Here is a 22,030-nt window from a genome sequence, read left to right on the forward strand (position 1 = left end):
TAGGAAGTCGAGCATCAATGCGCTCAACCAGTTTGAGTTTATCAATCAATCCAGCGGCAATACCAAGATGGTCTATGTTCTGAATCGTTAACTGATCTTCATCCAGCATTTCAAAGGGAGATTAGGTCAGGAATTAGGACATTCTGCTTAAAAATTGAAAGTTTGTCTGTGATCTTTTAGCTATGGCTCAGTGATCTATTTGCCATAATTGTAGTGATCTTTGTGTCTTGATTAGCCGTGAGTGATTATTGTTAAGTGTTAGGAAATATCAGTGCGAAATGACGGAATAACTTAGGTTGGGTTTCCTTTGCAATCTCAGCTAACTCTTTGGTCGAAGTATGGAAAGATGAGTGATACTTTTGCCAAACGGGTGGACGAGTCTTAAACCCTTCGGTTGAATATACTTCATGTACCAGTACATCCACACCTTTGGCGGCTTTAATCAACTCTGGACTTGGACGAGCATCACCAGAAATCACGATACTTCGCTTACCATCTTCAAATTTATATCCAAAAGAATGTTGCCAAGAACCATGAAGTACTGGAATGGCTGTAACTTTAAAATCGCCTTTCACCAACAAAGGCTTACTGCCTTTAAACTCAGTCACATCAACTTGATAACCTTTATCGTTGGCAGGCTCCAACCCATTCAAACGAATATCGATATCCTGCTGGTAAGCGTTTTGAAGGTGCTTCATCATCTTTCCAGTACCTTCAGGGCCATAAACAGCTAAGGGTACAGGTCGTTCTAACGTCCAAGAGGTAAACAGTAAGTCAGGCAAACCAACGGTATGATCGGTATGCAAATGGGTCAAAAATGCCGTTTGAAGTTGGCTTGCCGCTAAAGCTGGAATGTTATGCTTTTGTCTAGCAGACTCTGCTCTACGCACCACTCCGGGACCGGCATCAATTAAATAAGATTGATCATCTTTGATCACAGCAAGTGCAGGGCCTGAGCGCTCCGGATCAGGGTTGGGAGTTCCAGTTCCCAAGATCACCACTTTCATTTGTGAAGCTTGAGCACTAGCGGCAATAAGTGTGCATAGCGCAAGGCATCGTACCAATTTTTTCATTGTTATTCTCCTTTGTTTGAACCCCAATTAAATCATATAAATAATAAATTTGAATAATCAATAAGCGAATTTTTTGAAATTCGATACCGAATAAAGACTGCTTTGAATATCTGATCTAGAGGAGAATTTATTAACATTTCAGTATTTATTGTTAAAAAATACATTTACTTACAAACCCAAAAAAACACAGTAACGCATTGATACACATAAGGTTAATCGTTTAACCTTTAAAAAAATGACTTTTTACTTAAAAATAAAGCTCATTTAGCATATTTATTATAATTATACGATATGTTATAAATTTGTAGATTCAGGTCATTAAAGGTCGTGTAGCCTATATTTGCGGCAGTACCCTATGCATTTATAGCCACCGTAAGCTTTATACCGAATGGTATGTCTCTCGGCTTTGAGAAGTAAAACGTTAACCCTTGATCTGATAAAAACAATAAAAGGAGAAATATTTTGACATCAAACCGCAAGCTGCTCATAGGGGCAACACTGATTGGTTTAGGCTTTACACCGTCATTGATCGCGCAGGAAGTGAGTAACACAATCGCCGAACAAGCTGAAGAAAGCCAAAAAAAAGCCAGCAAAAAACACAATGATGTAGAGCGTATTCAAGTTTCAGGCATTAAATCGGCATTAGAATCAGGCTTACGTGATAAACGTGAAGCGAACCAAGTGGTTGATGTCATTGTTGCAGAAGATATTGGTAAGTTCTCAGATTCCAACATTGCAGAAACGCTACAGCGTCTACCAGGTGTTCAAATCGGTCGCAGCCAAACCGGTGAAGGTAGTGAAATTTCGATTCGTGGTCTAGGTCGAAGCATTACTACCATGAATGGCCGCACCATGTTTACCGGTATTGGCCGTAACATCAATGTAAAAGACATTCCATCTGAAAGTTTGTCAGGTATTAAGGTTTACAAATCACCTCAAGCTAACCAAATCGAAGGTGGTATTGCTGGTACACTGGATTTACAACGTGTAAAAACCACTAACTTTAATAAGTCAAAAGGCTCGATCAACATTCAAGCTCAATACGCTGACCTTTCAGAAAAGTGGGCACCAAAAATTTCAGGCATGGTTGGCGATTCGTTTGACACTGAATACGGCGAATTTGGTGCACTGCTGGCATTTAACCATCAAACTCGTAATACCCGCTTTGACCGTCAACGTACTTTGTCCTTCGGACGAGAACTAGCTAATCCAAATAACCCAGATGCTAAGGGTTCAACTGGTGGTGGTTTTGTTTATGGTACGGAAGAAACCAAGCGTAACAACATTGTTGCCCGTTTTGACTGGGATCCTAACGAAAATTCTCACTATTTCTTAGATATGGGTTACATCGACTTCAGTGAAGATACTCGTCGGAACGCTTTAAATTACAGAACATCTAAGATAGCCAAGAAAAAAGAAACTATCAAAATCAAAGAAGCGGATTATTCTAATCCAAACTTAGACGTTACCAAAGTCACTTACATTAACCCAATCTTGCAATCATTATCTCAAGTAGAAACACGAGACACCAAAACTTACGATATTGCTTTGGGTGCTGAATACTTTATTGAAGATGTTACGCTAAACCTACAAGCTAGCTATGTAAGCAGTGAAAGCGATAATACTTTCAAAAATATTCGCCTCGGTGATACTGCAAAAAAAGATGAGATCACCCTAGATTATTCGAACGCCAAGAACTCAGCACCTCAAGTAACCACTACGCTTGATTTTAGTGATCCAAGTAACTTTGTGATCAACCAGTTCCGTGATCAGATCACCAACACCAAAAGTGATGAAGTAGGCCTACGTGCAGATCTAACATACGATATTAATGGCGATTTTTTCCAATCTATCGAGACTGGTCTTCGCTACACTAGCCGTGATGCTGATCGTTCAGGGTTTGATCTTAACCCTAAAGGTGTAAAAGTCGCTACATCTGAGTTAGCTGATTATTTTTTATTATCTGATTCTGACTTTTATGATGGCGAAGCAGGTTTAGGCTCTGGATTTGTGATTGCTGACATGGATGCCATTGTGGGTAATGACGCTGAAGTACGTGATATATTAGGCGTTAAAGAGACTTCAACAGCACCAGCCAATAACCTGCAATTTAATATCACTGAGAAAAATCTAGCGGGTTATGTACAAGCTAATTTTGAAAGTGAAATCGGTAACATTCCTGTTTCAGGTAACTTTGGTGTACGTATCGTTGATACTCAGCGTGATTCTGAAAGTCTTGCTATTCAAGGTAAGAATAATGAACCAACACAAGTTAGTACTGATGAAACCAACACCTTACCATCCTTGAATGTTAAATTTGAAGTTAGCGACAGTGTTCTAGTTCGTGCTGCTGCATCGCGAGTGATGTCGCTACCGAATTTTGCTGCTTTAGCGCCAAGTGTTCATTTAACAAGTAATAATGGCAATGACTTAGTAATCGTCGGAAACCCAGAACTTAAAGCGTTCACTTCTGACAACTTTGATATTGGTGTTGAATGGTATGTTAATGACTCAACAGCTCTAACTGGTGTCTTCTTCTACAAAGAAGTAGATGGCTTTACCATTAAGAGCACCAATAAAGAAATCCACTTTGGTCAAGAGTATGATACTCAAAGAACCATTAATGGTGAAAAAGGGAAACTCAAAGGTTTTGCGGCTTCATATCAGCAGTTTTTCGACTTCCTACCTGGTATTTGGGCAAACTTTGGTGTGAAAGCCAATGCAACTTATATCGACTCTGAAGCACCATCTCCAGTAGATGGTCTTGATTTACCACTACAAGATTTGTCTAAAACCAGTTACAACCTTGTGGGTATCTATGAGGATGATAAGTTCTCAGCTCGTTTAACTTGGAACTGGCGTGACAAGTACTTCGACCAACTGTTCAGAAACAAACCTGTATTTAACTCAGGTGGTGGTGTGCTAGATGCTTCATTTAACTACAAATTCTCTAAGAAATTTAAGGTTAAATTAAGTCTGAAGAACATCAACAACAAAGAAGTACATTCTTATTATCAAGATGAATATCGTCCTCGTGATTTCGCGATTAACGATAGACGTGCCGTCCTTGGTGCCACTTACAAGTTTTAATTTGTAAGCATCACAGAGCCTAATGCCTTGCATTAGGCTCTTTTCCTTTCACTTACTAGCAAATTATCACCATGCCATTACTCAAAAAACTAAAAAAAATAAATATTCGGTGGCAAATGATTGCTGTAGCCGCCAGCTTATTAGTGCCACAAGCTTACGCTCATACCATTAACAAGGATCCTTATCCAAGCACTTATTCTCCTGAGTCTTCACAACTCATTGCCATCACCAATGCGACCGTATTAACGGGCGCTGGTGAGCAAATTGATAATGCCAGTATCTTAATGAATAAAGGTAAAATCATTGGCTTAGGTAACAATATTCAAATTCCCAGCAATGCAAAACGCATTGATGGAACAGGCAAATGGCTGACTCCCGGCATTATTGATGCCCACTCTCATTTGGGTTTGTTCTCATCGCCGAACCATAAATCACAAAAAGAAGGCAATGAGTGGACGAAACCAGTTACCCCAGAAGTATGGGCAGAGCATTCTATTTGGCCCCAAGCACCTGAATTTTCGCGCGCTTTAGAAGGCGGCATCACCACCATGTTGGTACTTCCAGGCTCCGCCAACCTCTTTGGTGGTCGTGGAGTTACCATTAAAAATGTCCCGAGTATCAGCCGTGAAGGCATGAAATTCCCTAACGCTCCCTACAGCATCAAAATGGCCTGTGGTGAAAACCCAAAACGTACATATGGCAACAAAGGCGGCCCAAAAACCAGCATGGGCAATATGGCGGGTTATCGCAAAGCATGGCAAGACGCCAAAGCGTATCAACAGAAATGGCAAAACTACGAACAAGCCCTAAAGGCAGGAAAAAAAGCGACACCACCTGCCCGCAATGTTGCACTCGATACACTTGTTGGTGTGCTCGACAATGAAATACTAGTGCATATTCACTGTTATCGAGCTGATGAAATGAACTCAATGATCAATCTTAGTAAAGAGTTCGACTACAAAATCACTGCCTTTCATCATGCAGTTGAAAGCTACAAAATTGCGAACACCCTTGCTAAAGAAAACATTTGCTCAGCGATGTGGGCCGATTGGTGGGGATTCAAAATGGAATCCTTTGATGCCATTGATGAAAACGTGCCCATGGTAGCCAGTCAAGGTGCTTGCGCAGTCGTACATTCTGACTCCGCCGCTCAAGTTCAAAAGCTTAACCAAGAAGCGGCTAAAGCATGGGCAGATGGTAATAAAGTCGGGCTTAATATCTCTAAAGCACAAGCCTTTAGTTGGTTGACATTAAACGCAGCCAAAATCTTAGGTATTGATAAGGTAACGGGCTCTTTAGAAAAAGGTAAAAACGCCGATGTGGTGCTTTGGAGTGGCGATCCCTTCAGTAGCTATTCATTGACTGAACAAGTCTACATTGATGGCAACCTCATGTTCGACAGAAAATCCAATTTCAACATAATTCAAAGCGATTTTGAATTAGGCATTAACGAGTAACATGGGAGCTGTAAAGATGAAATTTAACAAACCATTACTGCTTATTCTTTCTGTGTTATTCACCAGTATGTATAGCCAGCAAAGCCTATCCGAAACGCTGGCGGTGACAGGTGCAACCATCCATACCTCATCCAGTAAAGGTGTGGTCACCAACGGCACCTTGCTGATTGAAAATGGAAAAATCAAAGCCCTTGGTCAAAGCATCCGTATTCCTAGTAAAGCAGAACGCATTGATGCTACAGGTAAGCACATTACTGCTGGAATTATTTATCCAGCCAGCCAAATCGGTTTATTTGATTTACCGGGTAACCCCACCGCCGATGTTCAAAGTGCAAAAGGCAGTGATTTAAACGCCGCTTATCGCATTGATTATGCCTTTAATCATAATGCGATAGCCATTGCAGAAAACCGTCGCCACGGTGTCACTCGTGCTATCACGGTTCCAACCAGCTCAGGTAAGCTCTTTCATGGTTCAGGTGTCGTCATCAAACTCAGTGGCGATTACAATACCATACTCGAACAAGGGCCGATGAAAGCCAGTTTAAAAGGCATTGGCAATCGTAATATTGCTTGGGAACGCCTTTATCGCATCATGGGTGAAGTGAAGTATTTTGAAGAAAATCAATCTGCAGTAAAGAAAGGTAAAGATACTACATCATTCACCCTCAGCGATCGTAATATGCGTGCTTTATTTCCTATCATTCAGGGAGATAAACCACTGCTTCTAGAAGTCAATAATGCGATTGAACTGATGCAAGCCATCAAGTTTAAACAGCAATATGACATTAAGCTGGTGATCACAGGTGCTGCCGAAGCATGGAAGGTAGCAAGCGAACTCGCTAAAGCTAACATTCCAGTACTGATCAACCCACAAGAAAACCGTCCTGTGGATTTTGATAAACTCGGTGCCCGTTACGACAACGCAGCACTGTTGGATAAAGCCGGAGTATTGTTTGCCTTTACTTATGAAAACGGTAATCAGCGTGCTTTCTTAGTAAGACAATCCGCTGGAATTGCCGTTGCCCATGGGTTACCTCATGAAAGTGCGCTTAAAGCCATCACGACCAATCCTGCCAAAATTTTCAACTTAAGCAAGGTTGGAGAATTAAGCAAAAACAAAGTAGCAGATTTCGTGATTTGGGATGGCGATCCATTAGAAGTGACCACCAACGCTGATGCAGTATTTATTGAGGGACAAGCTTATAAGCTTGAATCTCGCAGAACAAAGTTACGCGATAAATATTTATCCTCTTACGAAAAGAAGAGCAAATAAGCATGAAGCTAAATACAAAAAATCTTGCGCTTTCATTAGGTAGTTTCATTCTGTCGTGCAGCCTCTTCCCCAGCGTTGCGGCAACCAAAGCACCTACATCCTTTGAAAAAAAACCGAATATCATCTTCATTCTGGCTGATGATCAAGGCTGGAAAGACGTTGGCTTTAATGGTGCTGACTTTTACGAAACGCCCAATATTAACCGTCTTGCCAATGAAGGAATGACCTTCACCGATGCTTATAGCGCTGGCCCGAATTGTGCACCAACTCGCGCGTCATTTATTTCAGGAAGTTATACACCTAGACATAAAATTTATACACCAGGTGCGGCTTCTAAAGGCGATCCTCGTTTAATGAAGCTTAAAGTGGTACTGGATGATCAACGCCTTAAGTCTTTCGGCTTTAAATCAGGCCCTCGTCCATTTGAAGTATTAAATGATTTAACGCCAAGCACCACCAGTGTGGCTGAAGTACTCAAGCAGGCGGGTTATACCAGTGCTCGTTTTGGTAAGTGGCATGTCGGTGATGATACTCAGGGCTTTGATATCAGCAGCAGTGACGGCGTCGCTGGCCCCAAAGGCAAGTACTACAACGATGCCGATGCGTCTGTTCGCATTACCGATGCCAGTGTAAATTTCATCAAAGAAAATAAGAATAAACCCTTCTTCTTGTTCATGTCTTATTGGGATGTTCATATTCCATTAGTGGCCGATCCTAAAGTGGTCAAAAAGTACAAAAACAAGTTTAAAGATCACCCGCTTCACAGCAGCGGTCGTAAATACAATCCAACCTATGCGGCCATGGTGGAAGCGGTTGATACTGGCGTTGGGCGAGTATTGAAAACACTGGATCACTATCAACTTGATGAAAACACCCTTGTTATTTATACCTCTGATAATGGCGGTCTAAATAATATCTCGATTAATGCTCCACTACGTGGTGGCAAGGGCTCGCTGTATGAGGGCGGTATTCGCGTCCCATTTGCCGCTCGTTGGACAGGTACCATCAAGCCAAACACCAAGTCAGCAACCCCAATCAATACCGTTGATATGCTGCCTACCTTTGCTGATATTGCCAAAACGTCATTATTAAAAGTTCAGCAGCCGTTAGATGGTGTCAGCATACTGCCGGCACTAAAAGGCCAAGACATTGAATCACGCTCACTATTTTGGCACTACCCACTTTATCTATCTGGTAAAGGCTTACAAAACTATACGCCGGAACCGTTAAGCAAAAATGCCAATACCGGTTGGAGAGGCAAGCCAGCCAGTGCCATTCGCTCAGGGGATTGGAAACTCATTGAATATTTCGATGATGGTCACCTTGAACTTTACAACGTTAAGCAAGACATTAGCGAAAGCCAAAACCTTGCCAGTAAATACCCTAACGTCGCTAAGAAACTGCATGATGAATTGATCCAATGGCGTAAAGATACCCAAGCCGTCGTGCCTGAAAAAGGCCGTCCTGATTACAGAAAAAGATAATGAAGGTACTTAAAATGAAAACTAAATTCAGCACAATTGCTATCGGCTGCTGTTCATTGTTAGTCAGTCACATTGGCTTAGCTTCCGAGCAGGAACAAACGAAAAACGACAGCTTGATCCACATGGTGATGTTTACGCCAAAAGGACAAGCTGCTCCACAAAAAACCGATCAACGTCTGAACGAAGTCGCTGATATCAGTGAGAAGTTTTTTAACCACTGGATGCAATATTGGGGCTACCCAGTAGCACAGCCTTTTAAACTCAATCGTAATCCAAACGGTGATGTAAAAATCAACTATGTAGAAGGCCGCTATACCCACGCCAGTAAAAAATACGAAAATTATGGCTTTTATAAAAAATCGGTGATTGCTCAAACCTCAACGCAATACGGTTTACCAAAAGATCATCAATTCTGGTGGGCATTTTATTACCCGAAAAAAATCAAAAAAGGCGCTTATGTTGGCGGTGGTGATTTTCAAGGGGGCTTCTCTCGTGCTGGGTTTAAAGATGTGAAAGGCGATATTGATGTCAATGGCTCTTTAGCTGCAAAAGGTACAGCGGATGCTTTCTTACTGAAAGCGGTAGTCCATGAAATGGGACACGCATTAGGCTTACCTCACAATGGTCCACATCAAAAAGATGGCTTAGGTAACTCGTTAATGGGACCAGTGAACAAAGTCTATAAGCGCAAAACCAAGGGCGATGAGCGTGTCTATTTATCCAAAGCCTCTGCTGCCATGCTATGGAAACACCCAGTGTTTACGGGCACAGACACAGACATAGATAAAAAGATCAATTTTTCACTGAATGACTACCAAGCGCATTTTGACAAAAGTAACAACCAAATTATTGTCAACGGTCAATTAAAGACCGACTATCCAGCCCACAGCGTTGTGATTGCGGATACGCCGAACTCACTAAAAAGTGCTTATTGGCAAAAAATGTACGTTTGCGACATTAAAGATGGTGGCAAGTTTACTTGTGTGATCAACGAGCCTGAACAATCCAGCGGTAAATTGCAAATGGTATTTTGCTTTGAAAATGGAGCCGTAATGGGGATCCCGAAATCTGAGCGCACGCGAAGTAAAGAAAGGTTGGTGTGGAATAAAGCGCTACGTAAGAAATACAGCTTTAAAAAAGGTGAGTACCAGTTTGAACAGTAACTCGCTTTAGGTAACAGTTACCCTGTTGAGGCTCATATAAATACTCGTGATACCTGACGATGCAACTTTCAGGGCTTGTTCAGCGTTGCATTATTCGAGGCGTGAAAGTGCAGAACTAGTGGGCTAATTTAAGCTTTCACAACAAAGAAGAATCAATGCTGAAAAGCCCAAGAAGTGCGAGTTTAATTGCCATTTATTCTGCGTTACTTAACCTTGAAATAGAATAACTATTCCTACGGATAAGTACCTTGCCTAAATGGCAATTAATTCTCGCTGAAATCCTGCATCTTCAGGTATCACGAGTATATATTCTCCCACAGATATTTGAGCCTCTTTTTTCTGGACAACGCAATCTAAAGGTTTGAATTAATCAGCTCTATTGCTTCATCCAAAATTTCTTTCACACATTGGCGTGCTGTATCAGGCTCACCTGATTTTATCGCATTTAAAATCTGAGTATGCGCTTCAATATCACCAGTCGCACCTTTTGTTGCATTGGTATAACGAATACTGACTTTAAGTGCAGTGCTAATAAAATCCGTTAATTGAATGATAAACGGGTTACCGCTGGCTTTTAGTAAACCTGTATGAAAGGCGATATCGGAATCTAAAGGATCATCTAAGCCTGTTTCTGCAGCTTTCATACGTTCAAGCGCGTGCTCAATTTCAGCGAGATCTTCTTCTGATGCATTGACGGCTGCTAATGCCGCAGCACTGGGCTCAATGGCAGCACGGACTTCAGTGAAAGATTTCAGCACCTTCAAAGATGGGTTGCTGCTTAATATCCAACCAAGAACATCAGTATCAAACATATTCCAGCTTTCTTCTGGTAATACTGTGATCCCTTTTTTCGGTCTTGAAGTAATTAATCCTTTCGCAGAGAGCATTTTTACCGCTTCTCGTGTTGCACTGCGACTGACATCATACTCCACAGACAGTTCTGCCTCTGTAGGCAAACTTTCATTGACCTTATAAGTCCCAGTTACAATTGCTTTACCTAAATCATGCGTCAATTGATAGGTTAAGTTATGCTTTATATTTGTAGCCATATCCAGCTCTTATTTGATGCTTTGTTATTAATTATTCAATTACCTGACAAAATTACACAGGACTTAAAAAAATCTGATTTACCGTAACTCAATCAAGAAAATATCTTACGTTAATTTCTTACTTAACTGTAGTGTTAATCTCTGGTACAACCACAAACTTACAGTTAAATCCCCTAATTTAGAACCCATATATCATTGATACTAAAAATAAAGGTTGGCCATTGTACGCTAACATCAGCACAAACATTAACAAAAAATCAACAGTATTTGAGCTTGCTCACTATACCTCAATCTAAAATATTGTCTATGTGAACACCATGCTGTTTGATTTGTGACTAATTTTACAGCAATACAGCCATTATTTTCTGTACCCTACTTGCAAAGCCGTTAGCCCATAGAGTAAAAAAGTAATATTAATACGAAAATTTAGTGAATGGGTAAGTAGTGGTAACAACAACTCAATATCATTGTTTAAACAACAAGACTGTTTTTATTACCGGAGGTGCATCTGGGATCGGTGCTGCAGTCATTCGTACTTTTTTACAACAAGGTGCAAAGATCGCTTTTGTCGATATAAATCTTAAAGCCTCGGTTGATCTGCTTGAAGCCTTCTCTGATAAAAAACAGAATATTTGGTTTCGACAGTTAGACATAACCCATTCAGAAGGTCTTAAACAAGCCATCACTGATGCGTATCACCATTTCAATGGGTTAGATGTACTAATCAACTGTGCTGCAGATGATACACGTTTTAATACCTCCGACATTGCCATGTCTGATTGGCATGACAGTATTGACATCAATCTAACCCCTGCTTTTGCGGCCGCACAATCCGCTTATCAACTAATGCAAAAGCATCAAAGCGGCAGCATCATTAATTTTGGTTCCATTAATGCTTTGATTGGCATGGAGAATATGGCGCCCTATATTACCGCTAAAGCCGGATTAATGGGGATGACTAAAGCACTTGCTAAAGATTTTGGCAAAGACAATATTCGCGTTAATGCGATTCTTCCGGGCTGGGTCGCCACGCAAAAACAGCTTGATTCATGGCTCACCGATGAACAAGAACAGAAGTGGATGAAGCATTTAGCCATAAAAAAACGTATTCAACCCGAAGATGTTGCGAACTTAGCGCTGTTTTTAGCGTCCAATCAAAGTACGTTAATTACTGGGCAATGTATTTCAGTTGATGCGGGGAGGACTTAACGCTCTCTTCAACAAGCCACTTGCTCAACCACAAAAAGGATTTGTATGAAAAACTGGCTACTTAAAAGTTTCAAAGATAATAAAGGCTTGATCATTTTTCTTCTTCTAATGAGTGTGTTTCGTAGTGCGGTAGCCGATTGGTATACCGTACCAACAGGCTCAATGAAGCCCACAATTCTTGAAGGTGACAGAATTCTAGCCAATAAAATGGCTTATGATGTTCGCATACCTTTTACTCATACTTCGCTTTACAAAATGTCTGATCCACAGCGTGGTGACATTATCATTTTTGAATCAAAAGTCGCTGATGAAAGGCTAATTAAACGGGTGATTGGTGTTCCCGGAGATGTGATTGAATTAAATAAAAATAAACTTAGTATCAATGGCAAGTCATTGTCTTATCAAAGTATTTCAAGCAACGGCTTAGTCGATGATAAGCAAGAAAATTTGTTAGGAATAAAGCATAAAATTAGAACAGATAAAACAAATTCAGATTATGCGAGTTTTGATACCGTTACCGTTCCAAATGGGCACTATCTCGTCCTTGGGGATAACCGAGACCACAGTGCTGATTCCAGAATGATTGGCTTTGTTCCAAGAAATGAAATTATCGGCAGAAGCAAGCAAGTGATTATGTCGCTAAATTACGATAACCATTACTTGCCACGTTCTAATCGTTTTTTTCAGGATCTATAGAAAATCACTATTTGATGTCATGCCCAATGCAAAGAGCTGGGCATGACATAGTCGAGCAAATTAATAGCCGTTTTGCTTAATATCTTGGATTTTTTGCTGTAACTGCTTCACCAACTCTGGATGTTCAGCAGCGATATTGTTTTGCTCACCTGCATCATTTGATAAATCAAACAGCTGAGGCTTATCGCTAAATCCTACGTCCATTTTTTTATCTGCAATCCAATCTGGAATTTTGCTGGCTTTCTCAATCAGCTTCCAGTTTTTGTAACGCAATGATGTGGTGCCTACAGACTCTTCAATCAGATATTCACGTGCAGTATGAGACTTACCCATGAATACATCTAAGAAATCATTGCTGTCTTGAGCCTCACCTTCTGCAAGAGGTGCATTGATCAGCTTGGCAAAAGAGGCGTATAGATCCATTTGTGAAATTAAAGCATCTGATTCAGTTGGTTGAATTTTGCCTTTCCAGTAAACGATGGTTGGAACACGCGTTGCGCCTTCATAAGCACCGTATTTACCACCACGATATACACCACCGGGTTTGTGATCGCCAACCAGTTCTTTAGCTTGGTCAAAATAGCCATCATGCAATACAGGGCCATTATCACTGGTGAAGACAATCATAGTGTTGTCGTCAATCCCTAAGCGCTCCAGCTCTTTAACGATTTCACCAGAGATCCAATCCATCTGAACAATGGCATCCCCTCTTGGCCCCATTGAACTTTTACCTTTAAAACGTTCATGCGGCATTCTTGGAACGTGGATATCATGGTAAGAGTGGAATAAAAAGAATGGCTGATTCTTATTGGCACGAATAAAGTTAACCGCTTTTTCGGTAAAGATGTCAGCAAACTCTTCGTCTTTCCATAGCGCTTTTTCACCGCCCGTCATGCTGCCCATACGGCTGATACCATTGACGATGGTTTCACTGTGCTCAAGATCTGCTGGGTATTTTAGTAACTCAGGATGCGTTAACCCTGTTGGCTTGTTGCCTACTTTTTCATGGTAACTTACGGTGATTGGATCGTTTTTATCTAAATTCACCACGTTATGATTTTCAAGATAAACCGTAGGAACACGGTCACCGGTTGCAGGTAGTAAAAAGCTGTAGTCAAACCCTATTTCAAGTGGCCCTGGTTTTACGTCAGTGTTCCAATCGACACTGCCGTTACCGAGTCCTAAGTGCCATTTCCCCACAACCGCAGTCGCATAACCTTGTTGTTTTAATAAAGACGGTAAGGTTTTCTTACCCGGACGAATGAGCAGTGGTGCATCACCTGGTAAAATTGCGGCATCATTTCTAAAGCCGTGCTCACCCGTCAGTAATGAGTAACGTGATGGCGTACAAGTCGCTGATGATGAGTGCGCGTCAGTGAACATCACACCGCCCGCCGCCAGCTTATCAATGTTTGGAGTTTCAACGCCTTTGGCGCCATAAGCGCCAACATCGCCATAACCAAGATCATCGACATAAAGCACAATCAGGTTTGGCTTTTGCTGTGTCTTAGCAGCTACCATTTCTGTCGAGGATTCGGGGGTACTTTGTTTGCTACAGCCAGTTGATAACAACACTAACGCTGTCGCTACGGCTGTGGTTAACTTTTTTGCCATTGTTCTTGCTTCCAGATTTACTGTGTCTTATTGTTTTATTAAGGGTTTTAGAGAAAACTGTGAATGAGGACTACGAGCACCGTCCATCATCTTGGTGATTTTTTTCACTGTTTCTGGGTATTTCGCCGCCACATCATTCTTTTCACCTACGTCAGTAGATAAATCATAGAGTTCAGCCGGTTTTTCATAGAATCGAACCAGTTTCCAATTTTGATGACGCACCGCCTGAATCGGCCCTTGGCGCTCATTAAATTCCCAATAGAGAAAATCGTGCTGCTCTTGCTTACGGTTATCTAATAATGTTGGAAGCAGTGACACACCGTCTGTCTTAGGGCAATCCGCCCCCGACAATTCACAGAAAGTTGGCATCATGTCCCACATAGCTGAGATATGATCAGACTCTGTATTAGGCTTGATTTTATTGGCCCACTTGGCAATGAATGGCACTCGAATTCCACCTTCATATAAATCACGCTTTTTACCACGGAATGGGCCGTTTGAATCGAAGAAACCGTTGTCGTAGTGATGGCCATTGTCTGATGCAAAAATCACTAAGGTGTTTTCATCAAGGCCTTGCTGTTTTAACAGTTTCAGCAAAGCACCAATGTCTCGGTCCATGCGTGAAACCATACCTGCATAAGTCACATTGCCTTCTTTATCGTTACGGTAATGACCTTGGGTATTCATCTTGCGCTTGGGCCAGCCTAAGTCTTTGTATTGAGCTTTAGAATCTTCAGGTACTGTCATCGGCAGGTGCGGAATGGTATAAGCCAGATACAGGAAGAATGGTTTGGTTTTATCACTCTGCTTAATGTAATCAATGGCTTTATTGGAGAACAAGTCATGGGTATAAATCCCTTTATTGTTCATGTAATCATTTTCTTTTAACCAATAAGGAGAATTGTTTTCCCAAAGCTTATCCCAGTAGTAGTAATGGGCATCATGGTGATACTTAAAACCAAAGAAGTAATCAAAGCCTTGCTGATTTGGCATACTCGGGTTGATTTTATCTTCTGGGAAGCTTCTGTCTTCGGTCATGCCCCATTTGCCGATTACTGCGGTCTGATAACCCGCCGTTTTCAGCATTTCACCTAAGGTGATGTCTGAGTCTTGTAAATCGTATGGCTTACGATTATCTGTCCACGTTGGATTACCACGAACCGGGCTATTACCTGAATGTAACCCCGTTAACAAGCTGGCACGAGAAGGACCACAAACCGTAGAACCAGCATAATGCTGAGTAAAACGGATCCCTTCTGACGCCATCTGATCAAGATTTGGGGTTTTGATTTTTGTCTGACCGTATGAGCCTAAATCTCCATAACCCATATCATCCGCCAAAATATAGATAATATTGGGCTTTTGGATTTCTGCGGTTTTTTCTGCCTGTTGTTCCGAAACCGTCGCACACGAAGTGGTACTGAGCGCTAAAGCAGCCATAAGGCTAATTGATGAGCCTACTTTTAGATTCATGATGCAAATGCCTTTACGATACGTTGAAGTTTTTGTTCGAGTATTGAGCGTGGACAACTCAGGTTTAAGCGAATAAACCCTTGCCCTGCTTCGCCAAAATTTTCACCAGAATTCACCAGCAGTTTTTGCTCTTGAACCAACTTTTCCATCAGCTGTTGCTGAGGTAATCCTAATTCACGGCAATCTAACCAGACTAAATAGCTGGCTTCTGGTTTTTGGAATTTGATTTTTGGTAAGTGAGTACTCAAATAATCAGCCGCGCAATCCATATTGGCTTCGAGGTAGCTCAGCATCTCATCAAGCCATGCTTCACCTTGTTCAAAGGCCGCAATACTGGCTTGAACACTCAAACAGCTAAATACGTCCATGCCATAAGCGGATAATTTACGTTTAAGTTGCTCTGACAGTTGCTGATTTTTGATAATGGTATTGGCCAACCTTAACGCCGTTAGGCCAAAGGTCTTGGTTGGTGAGGTGCACACGGCAAGTTGCTGATGCCAATCAGGGTTAGTTGCCAAACAACTATTAAAGCTTTTGCCATATAAGTTGTAGTCTGCCCATACTTCATCACTGATCAGCATCACTTGATACCGATGACAAAGCTCTACGACTCTTGACACTTCATCTTTCGTCCATAAGCGCCCGACAGGGTTATGAGGATTACAAAAGATCATCGCTTTCACGCCCGAGCTTAATTGCTCCTCTAGTAAGTCAAAATCAATGCGATAATAGCCATCATCGTTGATAAGTTGATTGTTCACTAAAGTGCGGTCTAGATTATTCACCACTCGCGAAATGCCGTGATAAATCGGTGTTTGCACCACTACTGCGTCTTGTTCTTGAGTAGTTAACTCAACCAACATAGCAACCGCAGGTAAAATCCCTTCAGTGGTATGAAGCCACTCTTTCTCAAGGGTTAAGTTATGACGCTTTTGGTACCAATTAATGGCCGATTGATAATAACGCTCACTGCGCTCTGAATAGCCCAAAATTGGATGTTCAAGGCGCTTGGTCACGGCGTCGATTATCGGTGCATAAATCGCGAAATCAGAATCTGAAACACCACTGGCAAGCACTTGCTCTGCATCAGCTTTCAAGCTCTCATCAAGAAAGTCCCACTTTAAGCAATCAGTACCACGTCGCTGCCAAATATGATCAAAATTGGTCGTCATGGTTACACCTACCCGTTCACTACTTGCTGTTCATTGCTCTTAGCACGAACGGTAGAGATACCAATACCAGTTGCCGCCAAAATCAAGGCAAAAATGACACCGCTATGGCACTGGATCGCCCAAGGTAGATAATCCAAGGTAGGAACGTTTAGGGTTGATGCCATGAACACACCCGCAGCTGTCCAAGGCATTAATGGCTCAATCACCGTTCCCGCATCTTCAATGGTACGAGATAGGTTGGTGTAGCTTAGTTTGAAATCTTTATACATGTCTTTAAACAGCTCTGCAGGCACAATTAACGCCAGCTTGCCATCAGCGGTTGTTCCAACCACAAGTAAGGTAGTAGCAATGGTGGCACCAATTAAGCTAAAGACATTGGTGATCCCTTTAGCAAAGTGCTTAACAATCACTTGTAGACCACCGGAAACCGATAACGCTCCCGCAAACGAAAAGGCACAAATCACCAATAACAACACATCCAGCATTGATGCCACGCCACCGCGGTTAATGATTTTGGCAACATCGGGATTAATAAAGGTATCAGCAGGGAACATGCCGCCATAAAAGCCATTTAAAAAAGCTTGGAAGATGACTTCTAAACTGAAACCTTGGAAATAGAACGCATTGAAACAACCTAAACCACAAGCCGCCAACATGACTGGAATAGTTGGGTATTTTTTAATAGCACCAAACAAGACTAATACGGGAGGTAACAGCAATAGCAAGTTCAAATCATAAAGCTGTTGAATATTGGCCAGAATCGCCGCCACTTCTTGTGACGAAACCATCGGCTGCTCGCTATCCACTTGCAAAGCAAAAGTAAACACGATGCAACTTAAAATAAAACCAGGAATGGTCGTCCACAACATATGTCTGATATGGCTATACAAGTCTGTACCCGCAACGGTTGGGGCGAGGTTTGTGGTATCTGAAAGTGGGGAAAGCTTATCACCAAAGTAGGCACCTGAAACCACAGCACCAGCAACAATTGCTACTGGCGCATTGAGACTGACGGCAACGCCCATTAATGCCACACCAATGGTACCTGCTGATCCCCATGATGTACCTATGCATAACGAGACAAATGCCGTTACCAGAAATGCGGTAATTGCTAAATATTCAGGAGTGATAATGGCTAAGCCGTAATACACCAAAAGTGGAATTGTGCCACCGATCACCCACGAGCCAATCAAACCACCTACCAGTAATAGGATCAGTAATGATGGCATGGCATCTGAGAGCTTCTTTACAATCGCATTTTGGATATTTAACCAAGTGTAACCGTGGTAAACCGCTATCCCCGCGGCAAATACCGCAGAGATGATCAGTAATGGTTCAATTGCGAGATCAAATTGACCATAGCCAATCACTAGCAACAAGAAGGTCACTAAGATTGGCAGTGACGCCATTAATAGACTCAGCTGTCGTGGTTCAGTTGTAGGTTCAGAGGCCAACTCAGGCACTTCTACACTCTTATTTTGTTCCATGGTGTTTTACGGCCTTGCTGTTATTGCTTTACTGGTAAATGTGAAAATTCAACGTCAGATTCTGCAGCCATATAGATAACCGCCGACCAAGCTGCGACATTTTGCTGCATCTGCTTAGGGTCTAGTTTGTCTAACGTATCGTTTGGCGTGTGGTGGTAGTCGAAATAATCGATACCATTTTGACGTAGCGAGAATACAGGCACGCCTTTCATTCTAAATGGCCAGCTGTCCGGTCCACCACCTGCAGTGTTGTTGCCTTTTTCAATACCCAATGGCGCTAATACTTTCATGACGTTATCGACAAAATGTAGATCACTTGATGCAAAGTTACTGTCGAATCGGAAGATATTACTGCCACCAAAATCAGATTCTGATACTAGCTTGATATTTTTCAGATCAGCCATATGCTCACGAACATATTGCTTAGAACCAACCAAGCCAATTTCTTCAGCCGCCCATAGAACAAGGCGAATGGTACGACGTGGCTTTTGTGGCATAGCCGCGATTAATCTTGCCGCTTCGCTAACAATACCAACACCTGCACCATCATCTAATGCGCCAGTACCTAAATCCCAAGAATCAAGGTGAGCACCAAGAATGATCACTTCTTCAGACTTTTCACGGCCTTTAATTTCGGCAATCACATTAGCTGATTTACCTGCAGGTAAGATTTCAGTTGCAAGGGTCATACTTAGCTTAACGTGACCCGCTTTCTTAATCATGGTCGCGAGAAGATTGGCATCAGGTGAAGACAGTGCACCGATTGGAATTTTTTTGCTGCCTTTGGCATAACTCATTTGACCGGTATGAGCAAAACGATCATTGGTGGTACCAATAGAGCGAATAACGACACCAATCGCACCTTTATCCGCCGCAATGCTAGCGCTGGTACGACGAATGACAGAGTTTTTACCGTAGCCGTTGCCTTCTCTGTGTTTTGGGGTTAACTCATCAACAAAGGCAATTTTGCCTTTCAAGCTGCCCTTTTTCGCTTTCTTAAGCGTATCAAAAGAACCAAAGCGAACCACTGAAGCGGTAATGCCATCTTTAGGAGTTGGTACGCTGCCACCCAGCGCAGTGATGACTAGCTTTTGTGGGTATGGAAATACGATTTCAGCTTTCTCGATACCACGATGCCAAACAGGGATATCAACGTCTTCGGTGTATACCTTGTCAAAGCCGAAAGACTTAAGTTTTTTTTACTGCCCACTCAACCGCTAGCTCATCGTTTTTAGTGCCTGGTAAACGATGTCCGACTTCAACAGTCAGTGACTCGACAATACCGTATGGATCAGAATGATTGAGAGCTTGTTCTCGTAACTGAACAGCTTTGTCCGTTATAGAATCATGATTATGAGCAGCGACGTGCCCACTAAGTAATGCAACAACTAATGGAAGAAATTTTTTGTAGCTCATTTCCCTACCTATTATTTTTTGTTATCTGCAATCCTAAAAACAGCAGTTGAATGCTTTTTAAGAAAGTAACGGTGTAAATTTGCATAAACTATTGAACCAGCTTTTCTGCTAATTAAATTGCTATACGAGTTCAAACTGACTAAAAATCTCGCTAACTGCGTTAAAACTCTCTGTCAGTAGAATGGCTACTGACAGAGAGTCTCGCCTTGTTATCCAAATTTTTTTCTGCGTTTGAAAACGTATCCAACTACCGTTTTAGGATTATGGGCATTTTGCCCACAAGATAACATACATAAATGGTATTTATCATATTTAATTGACATTTTATTTACTTTGAGGTTAATTGTTGTCAATAAAAAATCACTTATAAATACCGCCAAAATGAAATTACGCCTTTTGTATCAATGCGCTATTGTCACCTCCCTAGCCATAACCTCTGCACTCACTTTTGCGCAAGAAGTTAAACGTCCTAATTTTGTTTGGATCATTTCTGAAGATAATTCTTCACATTATCTAAAACACTTTTCTGAAAACGGAATAAATACCCCGAATATTTCAGCGTTAGCAGAATCAGGATTAACCTTTGATAACGCTTATTCAAACAGCCCTGTTTGTTCGGTTGCTCGAACAACATTAGCTACGGGTGTTTATGCCCCAAGTATTGGCACTCAATTCCACCGTGCGGATGCCAAACTTCCTCAAACTGATAATATAAAACTGTTTCAAAGCTACCTAAGTCAAAACGGCTACTATACGACGAATAATGCCAAAACCGATTACAACGTTGTAGCGGATGAGCAACAAGGCTGGCATCAATCTTCTAAGCAGGCTTCATGGCGTGATCGCAATAATGCAAATCAGCCTTTTTTTCATGTAGAAACTCACCATGATAGCCACGAAGGAAGATTGCATTTCAAAAACGAACAATATCAACAAGAAGTCAAACCTGAAACTTTAGCAGACATTAACGTACCGGATTACTTACCTGATACCCAACTGTCCCGATTTACTTATCAAAAGTATCTGCAAAAGATGGTGAGTATTGACGGTAAGGTCGGTACTACCGTTGAAAAGCTTCGTAATGATGGATTACTAGAGGACACCTTTATCTTCTACTTTGGTGATCATGGTGGTGTATTACCACGCAGTAAAGGCTACCTATTTGACGCAGGTCTTCGCGTTCCACTGGTTGTTCATGTACCAAAGAACTTTAAACACCTAGTGAACGCAGAAGCAGCAACACGAGTACAAGGTACAGTTGAATTTGTCGACTTTGCACCAACTCTGTTAACACTTGCAGGCATCGAATTGCCAACCCATATAGATGGTAAAGCTTTCTTAGGTGAAAACGTATCACTAGATGAGGTAAACAGCCGAGATGAATCTATCGCTTACGCCGATCGATTTGATGAAAAGTATGACTTAGTACGTTCAATTAAAAAAGGCAACTTTCGCTACGTTCGTAACTATCAAAGTTACTTACCTAACGGCCTACAGAACAACTATCGCAACCGTATGCTAGCGTATCAAGAATGGCGAAAACTTCATAAACAAGGCAAGCTGAATGCTGTTCAATCACAGTTCTTTAATCCGAAACCTGTAGAACAACTGTTTGATACCAGCAAGGATCCCCACGAAGTGAATAACCTAGCGGCTGATCCCAAATACAAACAATTGCTAACCAATTTACGTGAACGTCTACATACACGTTTATTAGACTTGCCTGATCTTGGGATTTATCCAGAAAGCTATTTGATCCGTTATGGTATGCCGAACATTCAGGAGTTTGCGCAAAAAAATAAAGCCCATATTAACAAGCTATTTGCGATTGCTGACTTAAGCTTGCTGCCTTTTGAACAAGCTAAACCAAAATTGAAAAAAGCACTGCAATCAAGTGATCCAATGCAACGCTACTGGGCGGTGACGACTGCTATTAATTTTGGTAAAAAAGCTAACACCTTGTTATCAAGTATTAAAACACTTGCGAATGATCCTGAAGTCACAGTAAGAATTCGAGTTGCTGAATATTTCGGTGTTATTGGGCATGGAGAACCACAACAAATTCTAACGGATATTGTGAATTCGACCTTGTACCCAACGGTGGCCGCAGAAGCGTTCAACGCCATCGTCTTTTTACATGACTTTTCAGAAGGCAAATACCCTGCTGATGTTAAAAACTTAAAACCAAAAATTAAAGGCCGAGGCATCAACTAGCGTATGATGTATTTGAACTCACTTTAGTTTAGGAAGCGTTCCCAATTAAAGACTTTCCCAATCACAAGGATGTAGTTGGGGTTTTGAATATCAAAATCATGAATAGTACACATTTTCTTTTTAATACCGTTGCTCGATGCTCCCCACATTTTCGGATATT

The 22,030-nt window shown here is 41.6% G+C and carries 17 protein-coding genes; 8 read left to right on the plus strand and 9 right to left on the minus strand.

The window, feature by feature from the left end; translation table 11 throughout:
- The coding region (locus tag D5018_RS22410; RefSeq protein ID WP_121837317.1) for a DUF4277 domain-containing protein at positions 1-109 on the minus strand (109 nt) is incomplete at its 3' end.
- Between the two features lie 142 nt (positions 110-251).
- Entirely contained in the window at positions 252-1,073 is an 822-nt protein-coding gene (locus D5018_RS14695; RefSeq protein ID WP_121839758.1) for an MBL fold metallo-hydrolase, read from the minus strand.
- 462 nt (positions 1,074-1,535) lie between these two features.
- Here D5018_RS14695 and D5018_RS14700 point away from each other — a divergent pair, with 462 nt between their 5' ends.
- From D5018_RS14700 to D5018_RS14720, 5 genes are all read left to right on the plus strand, one after another.
- Positions 1,536-4,163 (plus strand): TonB-dependent receptor, encoded by a 2,628-nt coding sequence (locus D5018_RS14700; protein WP_165905075.1) that lies wholly within the window; start codon positions 1,536-1,538, stop codon positions 4,161-4,163.
- A 116-nt stretch (positions 4,164-4,279) separates the two neighbouring features.
- Positions 4,280-5,620 carry an amidohydrolase gene (locus D5018_RS14705; RefSeq protein ID WP_243637447.1) on the plus strand — a complete coding sequence of 447 codons (1,341 nt, stop codon included), beginning with the start codon at positions 4,280-4,282 and terminating at the stop codon, positions 5,618-5,620.
- 16 nt (positions 5,621-5,636) lie between these two features.
- Positions 5,637-6,893: an amidohydrolase family protein gene (locus D5018_RS14710; protein WP_165905076.1), complete on the plus strand. Its 1,257-nt coding sequence runs from the start codon at positions 5,637-5,639 to the stop codon at positions 6,891-6,893.
- 2 nt (positions 6,894-6,895) lie between these two features.
- Positions 6,896-8,377: a sulfatase gene (locus D5018_RS14715; RefSeq protein WP_121839762.1), complete on the plus strand. Its 1,482-nt coding sequence runs from the start codon at positions 6,896-6,898 to the stop codon at positions 8,375-8,377.
- A 14-nt stretch (positions 8,378-8,391) separates the two neighbouring features.
- The gene (locus D5018_RS14720; protein WP_121839763.1) at positions 8,392-9,540 is read left to right on the plus strand and encodes a zinc metalloprotease; all 1,149 of its coding nucleotides are present in this window, start codon (positions 8,392-8,394) and stop codon (positions 9,538-9,540) included.
- Between the two features lie 353 nt (positions 9,541-9,893).
- Here D5018_RS14720 and D5018_RS14725 read toward each other — a convergent pair whose 3' ends face one another.
- Positions 9,894-10,589, minus strand: a complete 696-nt coding sequence (locus D5018_RS14725; RefSeq protein ID WP_121839764.1) for a FadR/GntR family transcriptional regulator — start codon at positions 10,587-10,589, stop codon at positions 9,894-9,896.
- Positions 10,590-11,033: 444 nt separating this feature from the next.
- Between D5018_RS14725 and D5018_RS14730 the strand changes: the two genes are divergently transcribed.
- On the plus strand, positions 11,034-11,798 hold the full coding sequence (locus D5018_RS14730; RefSeq protein WP_121839765.1) for an SDR family NAD(P)-dependent oxidoreductase: 765 nt from the start codon (positions 11,034-11,036) through the stop codon (positions 11,796-11,798).
- Between the two features lie 45 nt (positions 11,799-11,843).
- A complete protein-coding gene (gene lepB / locus D5018_RS14735; protein WP_121839766.1) occupies positions 11,844-12,494 on the plus strand; it encodes a signal peptidase I in 651 nt (216 codons plus the stop codon).
- A gap of 60 nt (positions 12,495-12,554) precedes the next feature.
- Here the strand turns inward: lepB and D5018_RS14740 are convergent, their stop codons facing one another.
- The 6 genes from D5018_RS14740 to D5018_RS14765 form a co-directional block, all read right to left on the minus strand.
- Positions 12,555-14,108, minus strand: coding sequence for a sulfatase family protein (locus D5018_RS14740; protein ID WP_121839767.1), 1,554 nt, complete (start codon positions 14,106-14,108; stop codon positions 12,555-12,557).
- Positions 14,109-14,135: 27 nt separating this feature from the next.
- Positions 14,136-15,581 (minus strand): arylsulfatase, encoded by a 1,446-nt coding sequence (locus D5018_RS14745; RefSeq protein WP_121839768.1) that lies wholly within the window; start codon positions 15,579-15,581, stop codon positions 14,136-14,138.
- Complete coding sequence (locus D5018_RS14750; protein WP_121839769.1) at positions 15,578-16,753, minus strand: MalY/PatB family protein; 1,176 nt, start codon at positions 16,751-16,753, stop codon at positions 15,578-15,580. Before D5018_RS14750 ends, D5018_RS14745 begins: the two co-directional genes overlap by 4 nt.
- A gap of 8 nt (positions 16,754-16,761) precedes the next feature.
- Positions 16,762-18,240, minus strand: coding sequence for a Na+/H+ antiporter NhaC (gene nhaC / locus D5018_RS14755; RefSeq protein WP_121839770.1), 1,479 nt, complete (start codon positions 18,238-18,240; stop codon positions 16,762-16,764).
- Positions 18,241-18,260: 20 nt separating this feature from the next.
- The gene (locus D5018_RS14760) at positions 18,261-19,268 is read right to left on the minus strand and encodes a M20/M25/M40 family metallo-hydrolase (RefSeq protein ID WP_121839771.1); all 1,008 of its coding nucleotides are present in this window, start codon (positions 19,266-19,268) and stop codon (positions 18,261-18,263) included.
- Positions 19,269-19,428: 160 nt separating this feature from the next.
- Positions 19,429-19,656 carry a hypothetical protein gene (locus tag D5018_RS14765; protein ID WP_121839772.1) on the minus strand — a complete coding sequence of 76 codons (228 nt, stop codon included), beginning with the start codon at positions 19,654-19,656 and terminating at the stop codon, positions 19,429-19,431.
- A 381-nt stretch (positions 19,657-20,037) separates the two neighbouring features.
- Between D5018_RS14765 and D5018_RS14770 the strand changes: the two genes are divergently transcribed.
- Positions 20,038-21,870, plus strand: coding sequence for a sulfatase-like hydrolase/transferase (locus D5018_RS14770; RefSeq protein WP_133309303.1), 1,833 nt, complete (start codon positions 20,038-20,040; stop codon positions 21,868-21,870).
- Positions 21,871-22,030 lie beyond the last annotated feature (160 nt).

The organism is Parashewanella curva, assembly GCF_003675895.1.
Lineage (GTDB): Bacteria > Pseudomonadota > Gammaproteobacteria > Enterobacterales > Shewanellaceae > Parashewanella > Parashewanella curva.

Coding starts and splice junctions, on each gene's coding strand:
- D5018_RS14725 (WP_121839764.1), bottom strand. CDS start 10,589: ATGGCTACAAATATAAAGCATAACTTAACCTATCAATTGACGCATGAT.
- D5018_RS14710 (WP_165905076.1), top strand. CDS start 5,637: ATGAAATTTAACAAACCATTACTGCTTATTCTTTCTGTGTTATTCACC.
- D5018_RS14720 (WP_121839763.1), top strand. CDS start 8,392: ATGAAAACTAAATTCAGCACAATTGCTATCGGCTGCTGTTCATTGTTA.
- D5018_RS14695 (WP_121839758.1), bottom strand. CDS start 1,073: ATGAAAAAATTGGTACGATGCCTTGCGCTATGCACACTTATTGCCGCT.
- D5018_RS14745 (WP_121839768.1), bottom strand. CDS start 15,581: ATGAATCTAAAAGTAGGCTCATCAATTAGCCTTATGGCTGCTTTAGCG.
- nhaC (WP_121839770.1), bottom strand. CDS start 18,240: ATGGAACAAAATAAGAGTGTAGAAGTGCCTGAGTTGGCCTCTGAACCT.
- D5018_RS14705 (WP_243637447.1), top strand. CDS start 4,280: ATGATTGCTGTAGCCGCCAGCTTATTAGTGCCACAAGCTTACGCTCAT.
- D5018_RS14770 (WP_133309303.1), top strand. CDS start 20,038: ATGAAATTACGCCTTTTGTATCAATGCGCTATTGTCACCTCCCTAGCC.
- lepB (WP_121839766.1), top strand. CDS start 11,844: ATGAAAAACTGGCTACTTAAAAGTTTCAAAGATAATAAAGGCTTGATC.
- D5018_RS14750 (WP_121839769.1), bottom strand. CDS start 16,753: ATGACGACCAATTTTGATCATATTTGGCAGCGACGTGGTACTGATTGC.
- D5018_RS14740 (WP_121839767.1), bottom strand. CDS start 14,108: ATGGCAAAAAAGTTAACCACAGCCGTAGCGACAGCGTTAGTGTTGTTA.
- D5018_RS14715 (WP_121839762.1), top strand. CDS start 6,896: ATGAAGCTAAATACAAAAAATCTTGCGCTTTCATTAGGTAGTTTCATT.
- D5018_RS14765 (WP_121839772.1), bottom strand. CDS start 19,656: ATGAGCTACAAAAAATTTCTTCCATTAGTTGTTGCATTACTTAGTGGG.